The organism is Xanthomonas sp. 1678 (genome assembly GCF_031455575.1).
Classification (GTDB): Bacteria; Pseudomonadota; Gammaproteobacteria; order Xanthomonadales; family Xanthomonadaceae; genus Xanthomonas_A.
The window spans coordinates 422,104-436,153 of sequence record NZ_JAVDSZ010000001.1; the positions used below are offsets into that span (position 1 = coordinate 422,104).

Below are 14,050 nucleotides of genomic sequence, written 5' to 3' on the forward strand. Positions count from 1 at the left end.
CGATGCGGAACATCCGCAATTTCTCCATCATCGCCCACGTCGACCACGGCAAATCGACCCTGGCCGATCGCATCATCCAGCTCTGTGGCGGCCTGCAGGCGCGCGAGATGGAAGCGCAGGTGCTCGACTCCAACCCGATCGAGCGCGAGCGCGGCATCACCATCAAGGCCCAGTCGGTGTCCTTGCCGTACACGGCCAAGGACGGGCAGGTCTACCACCTGAACTTCATCGACACCCCCGGCCACGTCGACTTCAGCTACGAAGTCAGCCGCTCGCTGGCCGCCTGCGAGGGCGCGCTGCTGGTGGTCGACGCCGCGCAGGGCGTGGAAGCGCAGTCGGTGGCCAACTGCTACACCGCGGTGGAGCAGGGCCTGGAAGTGGTGCCGGTGCTCAACAAGATCGACCTGCCCACCGCCGACATCGCCCGCGCCAAGGCCGAGATCGAGGCGGTGATCGGCATCGACGCCGAGGACGCGGTGGCGGTCAGCGCCAAGACCGGCCTCAACGTGGACCTGGTGCTGGAAGCGATCGTGCATCGCATCCCGCCGCCGAAGCCGCGCGACACCGACAAGCTGCAGGCGCTGATCATCGACTCGTGGTTCGACAACTACCTGGGCGTGGTCTCGCTGGTGCGGGTGATGCAGGGCGAGATCAAGCCGGGCAGCAAGATCCTGGTGATGTCCACCGGCCGCACCCACCTGGTCGACAAGGTCGGCGTGTTCACCCCCAAGCGCAAGGAACTGCCCGCGCTGGGCGCCGGCGAAGTGGGCTGGATCAACGCCTCGATCAAGGACGTGCACGGCGCGCCGGTCGGCGACACCCTGACCCTGGCCGCCGACCCGGCGCCGCATGCGCTGCCCGGCTTCCAGGAAATGCAGCCGCGCGTGTTCGCAGGCCTGTTCCCGGTCGATGCCGAGGACTACCCGGACCTGCGCGAGGCGCTGGACAAGCTGCGCCTCAACGACGCGGCGCTGCGCTTCGAGCCGGAGAGTTCCGAGGCGATGGGCTTCGGCTTCCGCTGCGGCTTCCTCGGCATGTTGCACATGGAGATCGTGCAGGAGCGGCTGGAGCGCGAGTACAACCTCAACCTGATCTCGACCGCGCCGACCGTGGTCTACGAGGTGCTCAAGACCGACGGCAGCGTGATCCCGATGGACAACCCGTCCAAGCTGCCGCCGCTGAACAACGTGGAGGAGATCCGCGAGCCGATCATCCGCGCCAACATCCTCACCCCGCCGGACTACGTCGGCAACATCATCACCCTGTGCGAGGAAAAGCGCGGCAGCCAGATCGGCATCAACTACCTGGGCAGCCAGGTGCAGATCAGCTACGAGCTGCCGATGGCCGAGGTGGTGCTGGATTTCTTCGACAAGCTCAAGTCGGTGTCGCGCGGCTACGCCTCGCTGGACTACCACTTCCTGCGCTTCGACGCCGGCCCGTTCGTGCGCGTGGACACGCTGATCAACGGCGACAAGGTCGATGCGCTGTCGATCATCGTGCACCGCAGCCATGCCGACCGGCGCGGCCGCGAGCTGTGCGAGAAGATGAAGGAACTGATCCCGCGGCAGATGTTCGACGTGGCGATCCAGGCCGCGGTCGGCTCGCAGATCATCTCGCGCAGCACGGTCAAGGCAATGCGCAAGAACGTGCTGGCCAAATGCTATGGTGGCGACGTTTCGCGCAAGAAGAAGCTTCTGGAAAAGCAGAAGGAAGGCAAGAAGCGCATGAAGCAGGTCGGCCGCGTGGAGATCCCGCAGGAAGCCTTCCTGGCTGTGCTGCAGATGGATAAGTAGCCGGGATTCGGGATTCGGGATTGGGGATTGGCAAGCGCGCAAGCGTGCCGATGTCCGCTCTGCCGAATCCCTTCATCCCCAATCCCGAATCCCGTTCCGAAGGAACACGAATGAAATGGTTTGAAATCGCGCTGGTGGTCCTGACCTTCGCCACCGGCATCATCTGGTTGCTGGACAAGCTGTTCTTCGCCAAGCGCCGCGCCGCGCGCGCCGGCCTGCTGGATACCGAGCCGGTGCTGGTCGACTACTCGCGGGCGTTCTTCCCGGTGCTGGCGGTGGTGTTGATCCTGCGCAGCTTCATCGCCGAGCCGTACAAGATCCCGTCCAGCTCGATGATGCCGAACCTGCTGGTCGGCGATTTCATCCTGGTCAACAAGTTCGCCTACGGCTTCCGCCTGCCGATCACCAACCAGAAGGTGATCCCGACCAGCGAGCCCAAGCGCGGCGACGTGGTGGTGTTCAAGCCGCCGCACAAGCCGGACGAGAACTGGATCAAGCGCGTCATCGGCCTGCCCGGCGACCGCATCGGCTTCCACGGCGATACCCTGTACATCAACGGCGCGCCGATGAAGTACCAGGTCCGCGGCGAGTACGTGGGCAAGGGCAAGGGCGCGGAGATGACCGGGTCCACCCTGCTCACCGAATACCTGCCGGGCCGCACCCACACCGAACTGGAATGGGTCGACCGCAACAATCCGGCCGGCCAGGGCGACTGGGTGGTGCCGGCGGGGCAGTATTTCGTGATGGGCGATAATCGCGACAATAGCGAGGACAGCCGCTTCTGGACCCAGACCCACTTCCTGCCCGAGGAGAACCTGCGCGGCAAGGCGTTCCTGGTCTGGCTCAATTGCGAAGGGTGGTTCTGCAGCGGCAGTTTCGATCCCTCGCGGATCGGGACCGGCATCCAGTGATTTCTGGCGTAAGGGGAAGCGCGATGAAGCACAAGCAAAGTGGCATGACGTTGACGTCGTTCGTGATCGTGCTGGCGGTGGTCGGGTTCTTCGCCTACATCGGCATGAAGCTGTTCCCGATGTACATGGAGTACTACGCGGTGCGTTCGGCGATGAAGGGTCTGGCCGCCGAGCCGGGCAGCGCCGACATGGATCCGGCGCAGGCGAAGATGCTGTTGTTCCGCCGCCTGGACATCAACAACTCCGACAACGTGACGCCGGACGACGTCAAGTTCGACCGCATGGACAATGGCTGGAAGATGCACGTGGTCTACGAAGTGCGCAAGCCGCTGGTCGCCAACCTGGACGTGGTCGGCAAGTTCGACATCACCCAGGACCTGACGACGCGCGGTGGCGAGTAAGACCATCCAACGCGGCGACCGGATCGGTCACCGCTTCGCCGACCCGCAGCTGCTGGCGCAGGCGCTGACCCATCGCAGCGCCGGCGCGCCGCACAACGAGCGGCTGGAATTCCTTGGCGACAGCATCGTCAACCAGCTGATCGCCGAGGCGCTGTACCGGCGCTGGCCCAAGGCCGACGAAGGCGCGCTGACCCGCGCCCGCGCCGAACTGGTGCGCGAGGCCTCGCTGGCCAGCATCGGCCGCCAGCTGGAACTGGGCGAGCGGCTGACGCTGGGGCCGGGCGAAATGAAATCCGGCGGGCATCGCCGCGATTCGATCCTAGCCGACGCGGTCGAGGCGGTGGTCGCCGCGATCTACCTGGACGCCGGGTTCGAGGCCTGCCGTGCGGTGATCCTGCCCTGGTTCGAGACGGCGCTGGCCGCACTGCCGGTGGGCAAGGCCGAGAAGGATGCCAAGACCCGCCTGCAGGAATGGCTGCAGGCGCGGCAACGCAGCCTGCCGGCCTACGAACTGATCAGCGAAACCGGCGACGACCACGCCAAGCTATTCCGGGTACGCTGCGTACTCGCCGAGCCTGCCCTCGTCACCGAGGGCGAGGGCACCTCGCGACGGCTGGCCGAACAACAGGCCGCCGCCGCCGCCATCGAGCAACTGGATTCGAGCAAGTGAACGAGCAAGCGCCCCCTTACCGCAGCGGCAGCGTGGCCGTGATCGGCCGCCCCAACGTGGGCAAGTCCACCCTGACCAACGCCCTGGTGGGCGCCAAGGTCAGCATCGTCTCCAACCGCCCGCAGACCACCCGGCACCGCCTGCTGGGCATCGCCAGCTTCCCGGAAGGGCAGTTGGTGCTGGTCGACACGCCCGGCCTGCACCGCGAGCAGAAGCGCGCGATGAACCGGGTCATGAACCGCGCCGCGCGCGGCTCGCTGGAAGGCGTGGACGCCGGCCTGCTGGTGATCGAGGCCGGGCGCTGGGACGACGAGGACACGCTGGCGTTCAACGTGCTCAGCGATTCCGGCATCCCGGTGGTGCTGGTGGTGAACAAGGTCGACCGGCTCAAGGACAAGACCGCGCTGCTGCCGTTCCTGCAGCAGGTCAGCGAGGGCCGCAGCTTCGCCGCGGTGCATCCGATCTCCGCGCTCAAGCGCAAGGGCCTGGAAGCGCTGGTGCGCGACCTGCTGGCGCTGGTGCCGGAAGCCCCGGCGATGTTCGGCGAGGACGAGATCACCGACCGCAGCCAGCGCTTCCTGGCCGGCGAACTGGTGCGCGAACAGCTGATGCGCCAGCTCGGCGAAGAACTGCCGTACGCGACCACGGTGGAGATCGAACGCTTCGCCGAGGACGGCGCGCTGCTGCGCATCGGCGCGGTGATCTGGGTCGAGCGCGAAGGCCAGAAGGCGATCGTGATCGGCAAGGGCGGCACCCGCCTGAAGGACATCGGCGCCAAGGCCCGGCAGCAGATGGAGCGCCTGTTCGGTGCCAAGGTGTTCCTGGAGACCTGGGTCCGCGTGCGCGAAGGCTGGTCGGACGACGAGGCGGCGCTGAAGGCGTTTGGGTACGGGGAGTGAAGCCGGGACCAGGGACCGGGGACCGGGGACCCGGGAAAGGCGGCGCGGCGGCGGCTGAAAGAGGGTGAGGAACGGCGATGCGGGGCATGTCTTGATGATCGGACTCTCTACCAGCATCGCGGCGCTTGGATTGATCGAGTCGAAATGTGTGCTTCTTCAGCACGCAGGCCCTGCCTTTGCCTTGGCTTTTGCCGGGTCCCCGGTCCCCGGTCCCCGGTCCCGACTCCACGCATGCTGATAGAACACGAACCCGCCTTCGTCCTGCACGCGCGCCCCTGGCGCGAGACCAGCCTGCTGGTCGAGGTGCTGAGCGCGCGGTACGGGCGGCTGGGCCTGCTGGCGCGGGGCGTACAGGGGCCGAAGAATCAGCCGCTACGCGCCGCGCTGCAGCCGCTGCAGTCGATCCGCTTCAGCGCGCAGCGCCGCGGCGAGCTGGGCCAGCTGCGCGCCGCCGAGGCGCTGGACACGGCGCCGCGCCTGATCGGGGACGGCATGCTCGCCGGGTTCTACATCAACGAACTGACTCTGCGCCTGGCGCCGCGTGACGATCCTGCGCCGGACCTGTACCTGGCCTACGCGCGGGTCCGCGCGCGGCTGAGCGCGGAGGCGCCGCTGGCATGGACGCTGCGCTGCTTCGAACGCGACCTGCTGGATGCGCTGGGGGTCGGCTTCGACCTGCGCCACGATGGCGACGGCGAACCGATCGACCCGGCCGCGCGCTACGTGCTGGACGCCGAACACGGCCCGCGCCGCCTGTTGAGCGACCGCGGCCACGACCAACGCAGCGGCATGGCCACCGGCCGCGCGCTGCTGGCGCTGGCCGCCGACGAGATGCCGGTGGCCGAGGACCTGCCCGGCCTGCGCCGCGGCATGCGCGTGGTACTGCTGCATCACCTGGGCGGGCGCGGGCTGAAGTCGTGGGAGATGTTGGAGGATCTGGCTAGGGCGGGGCGGCTAACGTCGGGACTCGGGACTCGGGACTCGGGACTCGGAACAGCGGAGTCGGGAACGGGGACCGGGGACCAGAGCCCCGTGGAGCCGGGACCAGGGACCGGGGACCGGGGACCGGGAACAGCAGAGTCCGTGGACGGCGGCAAACGGGGCTGAGCGGAAAAAAATTCAGGGCGGCGGCTCGCGGATGCAGCCGCGCTCTGGCGCTGGATGGCATTGGCAAAGACACGCCAGATGTTCCCGTCCACCAGTCACGGCTCCGGCTTCATCGCAACGCCGCCGCGGTTTACGCACGCCGGGAAGGCACACGGCAAGCAGGCGCCAGGCTGTTCCGGGTCCCCGGTCCCTGGTCCCCGGTCCCGACACTCCTAATGCAACAACGCCGCCACAGCCTCACTGAACTGGTTGCGCGCCTGCGACGACGCCGGATCGCCCTGCAGCTGGCGCACCGCACGCGCCAGCCGGGCGGCGCCGACGAAGCCGCAGCTGGCCTGCAGCCGGTGCAGGTGGTTGCGCACGGCCTGTTCGTCGCTGAGCTGCAGCGCCGAGGCGACCGCGTCGCGGGTGCCGGGCAGTTCGGCCAGGAACAGTTCGCGCAGCGCGATCAGGTGCGAGCGTTCGCCGTTGAGCGCGATCAGCGCGGTGGTCTCGTCCCAGTCCACCGCCGCTTCCGCCGCGCTCGGCGCGGTGCCGACGCGGCCGCGGACCAGCAGCCGGCGCACGGCCTGCAGCAGGCGTTCGGGGCTCAGCGGTTTCAGCAGCACTTCGGCGAAGCCGGCGCCGAGCAGGCGCTCGCGGACCGCGTCGCTGGCATCGGCGGTGTGCGCCAGCGCCAGGGTGCCGGGGCGCAGCCGTTGCAGCCGCTGCAGCAGGTCGGCGCCGTTGCCGTCGGGCAGGTTGGCGTCGATCAGCCACAGGGCGTGTTCCTGGGTCTGTGCGCTGGCCAGTGCGGCGGAGACGGTGTCGGCCAGATCGACCTGGGCGGGCAGGGATTCCAGCGTCACTTGCAAAAACGCGCGACTGATCGGGTCGTCCTCGACCAGCAAAAGTCGCGTCACAGGGTCCTGGGTCGATGCCATCCTTATGCCTCCATGCGGCCTGGGCGCATCTTAGCGGCTGCGACGATGCGTCGCACCACTTTGCGCCGCCGCCGCCGCGTCCGCAAGCGGGCGTCCCTGACGGTCGGATCTGCAGCCGGATCGGGATAGCCACGGCGAGGCGACGGCCGCGCTCGAACGCGTACGCGGCGGCATCCGCGCACGCGCCCAGTAACGCCCTGGCGACCCGGGCGCATCGGCAGGCCCTGGCGCATCTGCGACAATAGCCGCCCTTTTCCGCCCGCAGCCTGCCGCCACGTGGCCCGATCCAGAAAACGCCTAGACCGTACCCCGTTCCAGACCGAGATCGTCGACCTCAGCCACGACGGCCGCGGCGTCGCCCGCCCCGAAGGCGAGGGCGGCAAGGTCGCCTTCGTCGCCGGCGCGCTGCCGGGCGAGACGGTCCTCGCCGAACCCACCGCGCGCAACCGCCATTTCGACGAGGCGCGCACCCTGCAGGTGCTGCAGGCCTCGCCGCAGCGGGTGCAGCCGCGCTGCCCGCACTTCGGGGTCTGCGCCGGCTGCGTGCTGCAGCACCTGGCCGAGGACCAGCAGATCCTGGCCAAGCAGCGGGTGCTGACCGACAACCTGGAGCGGATTGGCCACGTGACCCCGCAGACGGTGCTGCCGGCGCTGTCCGGAGAACCCTGGGGCTATCGGCGCAAGGGCCGCTTTTCGGTGCGCCGGGTGGAGAAGAAGGACAAGACCCTGGTCGGCTTCCGCGAACTCGATCCGCGCTTCGTCGCCGACCTGTCGGTGTGCCACACGGTGATCCCGCAGATCGGCTTCAAGGTCAGCGCGCTGGCCGAACTGGTCGAGAGCCTGGACGGCAAACGCGACATCCCGCAGATCGAATTCATCGCCGGCGACGCCGCGGTGGCGCTGACCTTCCGCCATATGCAGCCGCTCAGCGCGCGCGACCAGGCGGCGCTGGTCGCCTTCGCCCAGGCGCACGATTTCGCCATCTTCCTGCAACCCGGCGGCGTGGACACGGTGCATCCGCTGTACCCGCAGGAGGTGCCGCTGTCGTTCCGGCTGCCGCAGTGGGACGTGGAGCTGGCGTTCCGGCCGCTGGACTTCATCCAGGTCAACGCCTCGCTCAACCAGAAGATGATCGCGCACGCGCTGGCGCTGCTCGACGCGCAGCCCGGCGACCGCGTGCTCGACTTGTTCTGCGGGCTGGGCAACTTCACCCTGCCGCTGGCGCGCACGGTGCGCGAAGTGGTGGGCGTAGAAGGCGACGCCGGACTGGTGGCGCGGGCGCGCGACAACGCGCAGCGCAACGGCCTGGACAACGCGCAGTTCCACGCCGCCGACCTGACCCAGGACCAGCGCCAGGCGCCATGGATGCGGCAGGGCTTCGACAAGCTGCTGCTCGATCCGCCGCGCTCCGGCGCGATCGAGGTGCTGCGGCAGCTGCCGCTGGAGACGTTCCAGCGCATCGTCTACGTCAGCTGCCATCCTGGCTCGCTGGCGCGCGACGCCGGCTACCTGGTCAACGAGCAGGGCTTCGTGCTGAAGGCCGCCGGCGCGATGGACATGTTTCCGCATACGGCGCATGTGGAGAGTATTGCGGTGTTTGAGAAGCCGGGATTCGGGATTGGGGATTAGGGATTCGTTGGGAAGCCGGGATTCGGGATTAGGATTCGTAACAGCGCGGTCTGCGCGCTGGCTTATGCTTTGACCAATCCCGAATCCCGAATCCCCAATCCCATGCCCATCGAAATCGAACGCAAATTCCTGGTCACCGGCGACGGCTGGCGCGCCGCGGCGCATCGGGTGATCCCGATGGCGCAGGGCTACATCAACGATCAGGCGGCGATGGACAGCGGCGCGCAGAAGGCGTCGGTGCGGGTGCGCATCCAGGGCGAGGAGGCGTTCCTCAACCTCAAGTCGCGCGCGCTCGGGCATACCCGCCAGGAGTTCGAATATCCGCTGCCGCTGGACGATGCGCGCGCGCTGCTGGCGCTGTGCGTGGGCGGGCTGATCGACAAGCGCCGGCATCTGGTGCAGCACCAGGGTCATCTGTGGGAGGTGGACGAGTTCCTCGGCGACAACGCCGGGCTGGTGGTCGCCGAGATCGAACTGGGCAGCGCCGACGAAACCTTCGCCAAGCCCGACTGGATTGGCAGCGAAGTCACCGACGACGCGCGCTATTACAACCTGGCGCTGGCCTCGCATCCGTTCACTCAGTGGCCGGGATTCGGGATTGGGGATTAGGGATTCGTTGAAGTGCCGGGATTGGTGATTTGGGATTAGGGATTCGCAAAAGCAGGCCGCGTGCGGCGATCGGGTTTATGCTTTTGCGAATCCCTAATCTCGAATCCCGAATCCCCGCTCATGCGCATCGACATCTGGTCCGACGTGGTCTGCCCCTGGTGCTGGATCGGCAAGCGCCGGCTGCAGCAGGGCATCGCGGCGCTTGGCGCGGGCGCGCCGGCGCTGGAGATCCATTGGCATCCGTATCTGCTCGATCCCGATGCCGGCACCGAGCCGGTGCCGCTGCGCGAGGCCTATGAAGCCAAGTTCGGGGGCGCCGCGCGCACCGAGCAGATCCTGGCGCAGACCCAGGCCACCGCGCGCGCCGAGGGCCTGCCGTTCGATTTCGACCGCGGCCAGGTGCGGGTGACCACGCTGCCCGCACACCGGCTGCTGTGGCTGGCCGGGCGCGAGGGCGATGCCGAGGCGGTGGCCGAGGCGCTGTTCCATGCGCATTTCGCCGAGGGGCGCAACCTCGCCGAGACAGACACGCTGATCGAGGCCGGCGCCGCCGGCGGGCTGCCCGCGGCGCGCGTGCAGGCGCTGCTGGACGGCGACGAGGGCCTAGCCGAGATCCAGGCGCAGTTGCAGCAGGCGCAGGCGATGGGCATTCGCGCGGTGCCGACCTACGTCATCGACGGCCGCCACGCGATCCAGGGCGCGCAGCCGCCGGAAGCGTTCGCCGACGCCCTGCGCGGCCTGCTGCCGCCGGCGTCCGCCGCGGACCGGGACTGCGGCCCCGACGGCTGCGCGGTGTAGGCCTGCTGCGCTGCGGCGACCTGCGGCGCATAGCGCACCGCCAGGCCTGGGCCGCGGCACGCCGGCGCCTCGACCTGTCGCCGACGCCGGCATCTGCGACAATGCCCGCCCAGGCGCACCGAACCGCGCTGGCAGGAGAATCCCCCGCATGCTCGCGATCGGCGTCGCCGGTACCGAACTCACCGCGCAGGAACGCGACTGGCTGCAGCACGACGCGGTGGCCGGCGTGGTCCTGTTCAAGCGCAATTTCGCCTCGCGCGCGCAGGTCGCCGAGCTGGCGGCGGCGATCCGTGCCGCGGCGGCGCGGCCGCAGCTGATCTGCGTGGACCAGGAAGGCGGCCGCGTGCAGCGCTTCCGCGACGGCTACAGCGCGCTGCCGCCGCTGCACGGCTTCGGCGCCTTGTATGCGCGCGACCGCGAGGCGGCGCTGGCGCTGGCCGAGCAGCACGCCTGGCTGATGGCCAGCGAGGTGCGCGCCAGCGGCGTGGACCTGAGTTTCGCCCCGGTGGTGGACCTGGCGCGCGGCAACCGCGCGATCGGCGACCGCGCCTTCAGCGACGATCCGCAGGTGGTGGCCGCGTTCACCGCCGCCTACGTGCGCGGCATGCACAGCGTCGGCATGGCTGCCACGCTCAAGCACTTCCCCGGCCATGGCACGGTGCTGGAAGACACCCACGTCGACAGCGCCGAGGATCCGCGCCCGCTCGAGCTGCTGCGCCAGGAAGACCTGGTCCCGTTCGCCGCCGGCATCGCCGCCGGCGCCGATGCGGTGATGATGGCGCACGTGGTGTATCCGCAGGTGGCGCCGGAACCGGCCGGCTACTCGCCGCGCTGGATCCAGCAGATCCTGCGCCAGGAACTGGGTTTCCGCGGCGTGGTGTTCTCCGACGACATCGGCATGGCCGCCTCGTTCGCCGCCGGCGGCGTCGCCGCGCGCGTGTCCGCGCACCTGGACGCCGGCTGCGACGTGGTCCTGGTCTGCCATCCCGAACTGGTGCAGGAGTCGCTGCAGGCCGTGCGCGACCGCCCGCTCAATACCGCCGCGCTGCTCGGCCTGATCGGCCGCGGCGCCCTCGGCTGGGACGGCCTGCTCGCCGATGCCCGCTACGGCCACACCCAATCCCACCTGCTCGCAACCTTCGGAAAAACCGCCTGATGTCCACTCTCACCATCGCCCAGGCCCTGGCCCAGGCCGACCTGCTGGTCGATCGTCCGCAACTCGACCAGGCCATCGCGCGCATGGCCGACGCCATCGCCGCCGACTACCGCGGCGAGATCCCGGTCTACCTGACCATCATGCACGGCGCGCTGCCGTTCGCCGGGCAACTGGCGCTGGAGCTGGGCGCGCGCGGCCAGGACCTGCAGCTGGATTACCTGCACGCCACCCGCTACCGCGGCGAGACCGTCGGCGGCGAACTGGTGTGGAAGCACCGCCCGGCCACCGCGCTGTACGGGCGCCGCGTGCTGCTGCTCGACGACATCCTCGACGAAGGCCTGACCCTGCTGGCGGTGCGCCAGTGGTGCCTGGAGCAGGGCGCCACCGACGTGCGCATCGCGGCGCTGACGGTCAAGCGCCACGATCGCTGCGTGGACGGCGTCAGCGCCGACTACGTGGGCGTGGACGTGCCGGACCGCTACGTGTTCGGCTTCGGCATGGACGTCAACGAAGCGCTGCGCAACCTGCCGGCGATCTACGCGATGAAGGAATAGCGCGCGCCGCAGGGCGCCGCTTCCTTCATGCGCGCCGGCCGTCGCGGCTGGCGCGCGCGTACGTTCCGATTCGAGGATCCGCATGGACAACATCGCACTGGCCGTGATCGGCGGCACCGGCGTCTACAAGCTCGCACAACTGGACGACGTGGAGACCCGCGAGGTCGACACGCGCTACGGCAGTCCGTCCGGCCCGGTACGCATCGGCACGCTGCTCGGCCACCGGGTCGCGTTCCTGGCCCGCCATGGCGAAGGCCATTCGCTGCCGCCGCACAAGATCAACTACCGCGCAAACCTTGCGGCGCTGCAGCAAATTGGCGCCACCCGGGTGCTTGCGCTCAACACCGTCGGCGGCATCGGCGAGCGCTTCGGCCCGCGCGTGCTGGCCTGCCCGGACCAACTGATCGACTACACCTGGGGCCGCATCTCCACGCTCAGCGAGGAGCCGGACAGCGAGGTGCTGCACGTGGATTTCGGCCACCCGTATTCGCCGATGCTGCGCAGCAAGGTCCTGGCCGCCGCGCGCGTGACCGGCGCCGACGTGGTCGACGGCGGCTGCTACGGCGCCACCCAGGGGCCGCGGCTGGAAACGATTGCAGAGATCGCGCGGCTGCGCCGCGACGGCTGCGACTTGGTCGGCATGACCGGCATGCCGGAAGCGGGCCTGGCGCGCGAACTGGGCCTGGAATATGTGTGTCTGGCGATCGTGGCCAACTGGGCCGCCGGCTGCGGCGACGCGCAGGAGATCACCCTGGCCGAGGTGCTGGCGAACGTGGAGGCGGCGTCGGCGGGGCTGCCGGAGCTAATCGGCGAACTGGCGCGCGGGTGATTGTCTTCGCTGCTCAAGCTTTGCATACTCCGCCGGTGCGGGATGCCGCACAACCACCACCCATTCATTGCACAAGGTCTCGCATCACCATGCCGAACGGTACCGTCAAGTGGTTCAACGACGCCAAGGGATTTGGCTTTATTTCGCCGGAAGACGGCAGCGCCGATGTATTCGCGCACTTCTCCGCGATCAATTCCAAGGGCTTCCGCAGCCTGCAGGAAGGACAGCGTGTCAGCTACGACCTGACCCAGGGTCCGAAGGGCGCGCAGGCCTCCAATATTACGCCTGCCGAGTAAATTTCCTGCTCGGCTGAGCTGTTTTTGAGCCCCGCTTCGGCGGGGTTTTTTATGGACGCGATGCCGCTGCGGCATCGCCCGCGATCAGTGGATGCGATGAAGCAACGGATGCAGATCGGCATCGTCGGCTACGGCACGGCGGGCCAGGCCCTGGCGCTGCTGCTGGCGCGCGATGGCCATCAGGTGCAGGTGTTCGAACGCGCGCCGCAGCCGGGCCCGGTCGGCGCCGGTTTCCTGCTGCAGCCCACCGGGCTGCAGGTGCTGTGGCGGATCGGCCTGCTCGAGCAGGCGCTGGCGCATGGCGCGCCGGTGCGGCGCCTGTACGGCGAGACGCCGTGCGGGCGCACGGTGATGGACATGCGTTACCGCGACCTGGATACGCGCCTGTTCGGCCTGGGCATGCAGCGCGGCGCGTTGTTCTCGCTGCTGGCGCAGGCCTGGGACGGCTACGCCGAACTGCAGCGCGACACGCACATCGTCGCCATCGACGATGGCCTGCGCCGGCTGCAGGACCAGCACGGGCGCTGGCATGGGCCATTCGACCTGGTCATCGCCAGCGACGGTTCGGCCTCGGCGCTGCGCGCGCAGGTGCAGGGCACGCGTCTGGACCGGCTCTATCCGTGGGGCGCGCTGTGGTGCCTGCTGCCGCGCGGCGACTGGGCCTTCGCCGACGAACTGCGGCAGCGCTATGTGGCCGCGCGCAAGATGATCGGGCTGCTGCCGGTCGGCACCCGCCCGGGCGATCCCGAGCCGCGCATGAGTTTCTTCTGGAGCCTGCCCACCGCCGATTTCGACGCGTGGCAAACGCGCGGCATGGACGCGTGGCTGGACGAGGTCGCGCAGCTGTGGCCGCAGGCGCGCGAGCGCCTGGCGCAGGTGTGCGCGCCGGCGCAACTGGCGCGGGCCAGCTATCGCGACGCGGTGCAGCAGCGCTGGTATCGCGGCCGCCTGGTGCTGGCCGGCGACGCGGCGCATTCGATGAGTCCGCAACTGGGGCAGGGCGTCAACATGGCGCTGATGGATGCGTGGGTGTTGAGCGAGAGCCTGCGCGAAGCGCCGGACCTGGACGCGGCGCTGGCGCGCTATCAGGCGCAGCGCCATGCGCACGTGGCGGTGTACCAGTTCTGGAGCCGCTGGCTGACCCCGCTGTTCCAGTCCGAGCGCGACCTGGTGGCGCGCGTGCGCGACCTCGGCATGCTGCCGGCCGGGCGCATGCCCGGCGGCCGCGGGCACATGCTGCGCGTGCTCAGCGGCACCCAGCATGGCTGGTTCGGCAAGCTGGCGCTTGAGCCGGGGTTCCTGCAGGCGCTGGCGGAGGCACAGGCTGCGCCGGTGGCGGAACAACTGCCTTGAGCACGATGCCGCGGCGCCGTCGCTTCCCTGTGGGAGGGACTTCAGTCCCGACGCGTTATCGGTAAAACGTCGGGACTGACGTCCCTCCCACAGCGGGCGATCTGAGTCTCCAGGGCCGCGCG

At 69.1% G+C, this 14,050-nt stretch carries 15 protein-coding genes; 14 read left to right on the plus strand and 1 reads right to left on the minus strand.

Going from position 1 to position 14,050, the window contains the following annotated elements; all coding sequences use genetic code 11:
* The first annotated feature begins 2 nt into the window (after positions 1-2).
* From lepA to recO, 6 genes are all read left to right on the plus strand, one after another.
* A complete protein-coding gene (gene lepA / locus J2Y70_RS01915) occupies positions 3-1,793 on the plus strand; it encodes a translation elongation factor 4 (protein WP_263398410.1) in 1,791 nt (596 codons plus the stop codon).
* 110 nt (positions 1,794-1,903) lie between these two features.
* Complete coding sequence (gene lepB, locus J2Y70_RS01920; protein WP_263397708.1) at positions 1,904-2,704, plus strand: signal peptidase I; 801 nt, start codon at positions 1,904-1,906, stop codon at positions 2,702-2,704.
* Positions 2,705-2,727: 23 nt separating this feature from the next.
* On the plus strand, positions 2,728-3,105 hold the full coding sequence (locus J2Y70_RS01925) for a DUF4845 domain-containing protein (protein WP_263397709.1): 378 nt from the start codon (positions 2,728-2,730) through the stop codon (positions 3,103-3,105).
* Complete coding sequence (gene rnc / locus J2Y70_RS01930; RefSeq protein ID WP_309912678.1) at positions 3,095-3,775, plus strand: ribonuclease III; 681 nt, start codon at positions 3,095-3,097, stop codon at positions 3,773-3,775. The genes J2Y70_RS01925 and rnc overlap by 11 nt, the downstream gene beginning before the upstream one ends.
* Positions 3,772-4,674 carry a GTPase Era gene (era, locus tag J2Y70_RS01935; protein WP_263397711.1) on the plus strand — a complete coding sequence of 301 codons (903 nt, stop codon included), beginning with the start codon at positions 3,772-3,774 and terminating at the stop codon, positions 4,672-4,674. The genes rnc and era overlap by 4 nt, the downstream gene beginning before the upstream one ends.
* A 231-nt stretch (positions 4,675-4,905) precedes the next feature.
* On the plus strand, positions 4,906-5,781 hold the full coding sequence (gene recO, locus J2Y70_RS01940; RefSeq protein WP_309912680.1) for a DNA repair protein RecO: 876 nt from the start codon (positions 4,906-4,908) through the stop codon (positions 5,779-5,781).
* A 212-nt stretch (positions 5,782-5,993) separates the two neighbouring features.
* On the opposite strand, the gene J2Y70_RS01945 is transcribed toward recO, so the two are convergent.
* Positions 5,994-6,704, minus strand: a complete 711-nt coding sequence (locus J2Y70_RS01945; protein ID WP_309912682.1) for a response regulator — start codon at positions 6,702-6,704, stop codon at positions 5,994-5,996.
* 276 nt (positions 6,705-6,980) lie between these two features.
* On the opposite strand from J2Y70_RS01945, the gene rlmD reads away from it, so the two are divergent.
* The 8 genes from rlmD (at position 6,981) to J2Y70_RS01985 (ending at position 13,928) form a co-directional block, all read left to right on the plus strand.
* Complete coding sequence (gene rlmD, locus J2Y70_RS01950; RefSeq protein ID WP_309912683.1) at positions 6,981-8,333, plus strand: 23S rRNA (uracil(1939)-C(5))-methyltransferase RlmD; 1,353 nt, start codon at positions 6,981-6,983, stop codon at positions 8,331-8,333.
* Positions 8,334-8,435: 102 nt separating this feature from the next.
* A complete protein-coding gene (locus tag J2Y70_RS01955) occupies positions 8,436-8,942 on the plus strand; it encodes a CYTH domain-containing protein (protein WP_309912685.1) in 507 nt (168 codons plus the stop codon).
* A gap of 120 nt (positions 8,943-9,062) precedes the next feature.
* Entirely contained in the window at positions 9,063-9,740 is a 678-nt protein-coding gene (locus J2Y70_RS01960) for a DsbA family oxidoreductase (protein ID WP_309912686.1), read from the plus strand.
* 148 nt (positions 9,741-9,888) lie between these two features.
* Positions 9,889-10,896 (plus strand): beta-N-acetylhexosaminidase, encoded by a 1,008-nt coding sequence (gene nagZ / locus J2Y70_RS01965; RefSeq protein WP_309912688.1) that lies wholly within the window; start codon positions 9,889-9,891, stop codon positions 10,894-10,896.
* Positions 10,896-11,450: a hypoxanthine-guanine phosphoribosyltransferase gene (locus J2Y70_RS01970; RefSeq protein ID WP_263397718.1), complete on the plus strand. Its 555-nt coding sequence runs from the start codon at positions 10,896-10,898 to the stop codon at positions 11,448-11,450. The genes nagZ and J2Y70_RS01970 overlap by 1 nt, the downstream gene beginning before the upstream one ends.
* A gap of 76 nt (positions 11,451-11,526) precedes the next feature.
* Positions 11,527-12,279 (plus strand): S-methyl-5'-thioinosine phosphorylase, encoded by a 753-nt coding sequence (locus J2Y70_RS01975; RefSeq protein ID WP_309913238.1) that lies wholly within the window; start codon positions 11,527-11,529, stop codon positions 12,277-12,279.
* Positions 12,280-12,368: 89 nt separating this feature from the next.
* Positions 12,369-12,575: a cold-shock protein gene (locus tag J2Y70_RS01980; protein ID WP_309912690.1), complete on the plus strand. Its 207-nt coding sequence runs from the start codon at positions 12,369-12,371 to the stop codon at positions 12,573-12,575.
* A 96-nt stretch (positions 12,576-12,671) separates the two neighbouring features.
* Positions 12,672-13,928: an NAD(P)/FAD-dependent oxidoreductase gene (locus tag J2Y70_RS01985; RefSeq protein ID WP_309912692.1), complete on the plus strand. Its 1,257-nt coding sequence runs from the start codon at positions 12,672-12,674 to the stop codon at positions 13,926-13,928.
* The last annotated feature ends 122 nt before the right edge of the window (positions 13,929-14,050 follow it).

Coding starts and splice junctions, on each gene's coding strand:
- lepA (WP_263398410.1), top strand. CDS start 3: ATGCGGAACATCCGCAATTTCTCCATCATCGCCCACGTCGACCACGGC.
- lepB (WP_263397708.1), top strand. CDS start 1,904: ATGAAATGGTTTGAAATCGCGCTGGTGGTCCTGACCTTCGCCACCGGC.
- J2Y70_RS01925 (WP_263397709.1), top strand. CDS start 2,728: ATGAAGCACAAGCAAAGTGGCATGACGTTGACGTCGTTCGTGATCGTG.
- recO (WP_309912680.1), top strand. CDS start 4,906: ATGCTGATAGAACACGAACCCGCCTTCGTCCTGCACGCGCGCCCCTGG.
- J2Y70_RS01945 (WP_309912682.1), bottom strand. CDS start 6,704: ATGGCATCGACCCAGGACCCTGTGACGCGACTTTTGCTGGTCGAGGAC.
- J2Y70_RS01955 (WP_309912685.1), top strand. CDS start 8,436: ATGCCCATCGAAATCGAACGCAAATTCCTGGTCACCGGCGACGGCTGG.
- J2Y70_RS01960 (WP_309912686.1), top strand. CDS start 9,063: ATGCGCATCGACATCTGGTCCGACGTGGTCTGCCCCTGGTGCTGGATC.
- nagZ (WP_309912688.1), top strand. CDS start 9,889: ATGCTCGCGATCGGCGTCGCCGGTACCGAACTCACCGCGCAGGAACGC.
- J2Y70_RS01970 (WP_263397718.1), top strand. CDS start 10,896: ATGTCCACTCTCACCATCGCCCAGGCCCTGGCCCAGGCCGACCTGCTG.
- J2Y70_RS01980 (WP_309912690.1), top strand. CDS start 12,369: ATGCCGAACGGTACCGTCAAGTGGTTCAACGACGCCAAGGGATTTGGC.
- J2Y70_RS01985 (WP_309912692.1), top strand. CDS start 12,672: ATGAAGCAACGGATGCAGATCGGCATCGTCGGCTACGGCACGGCGGGC.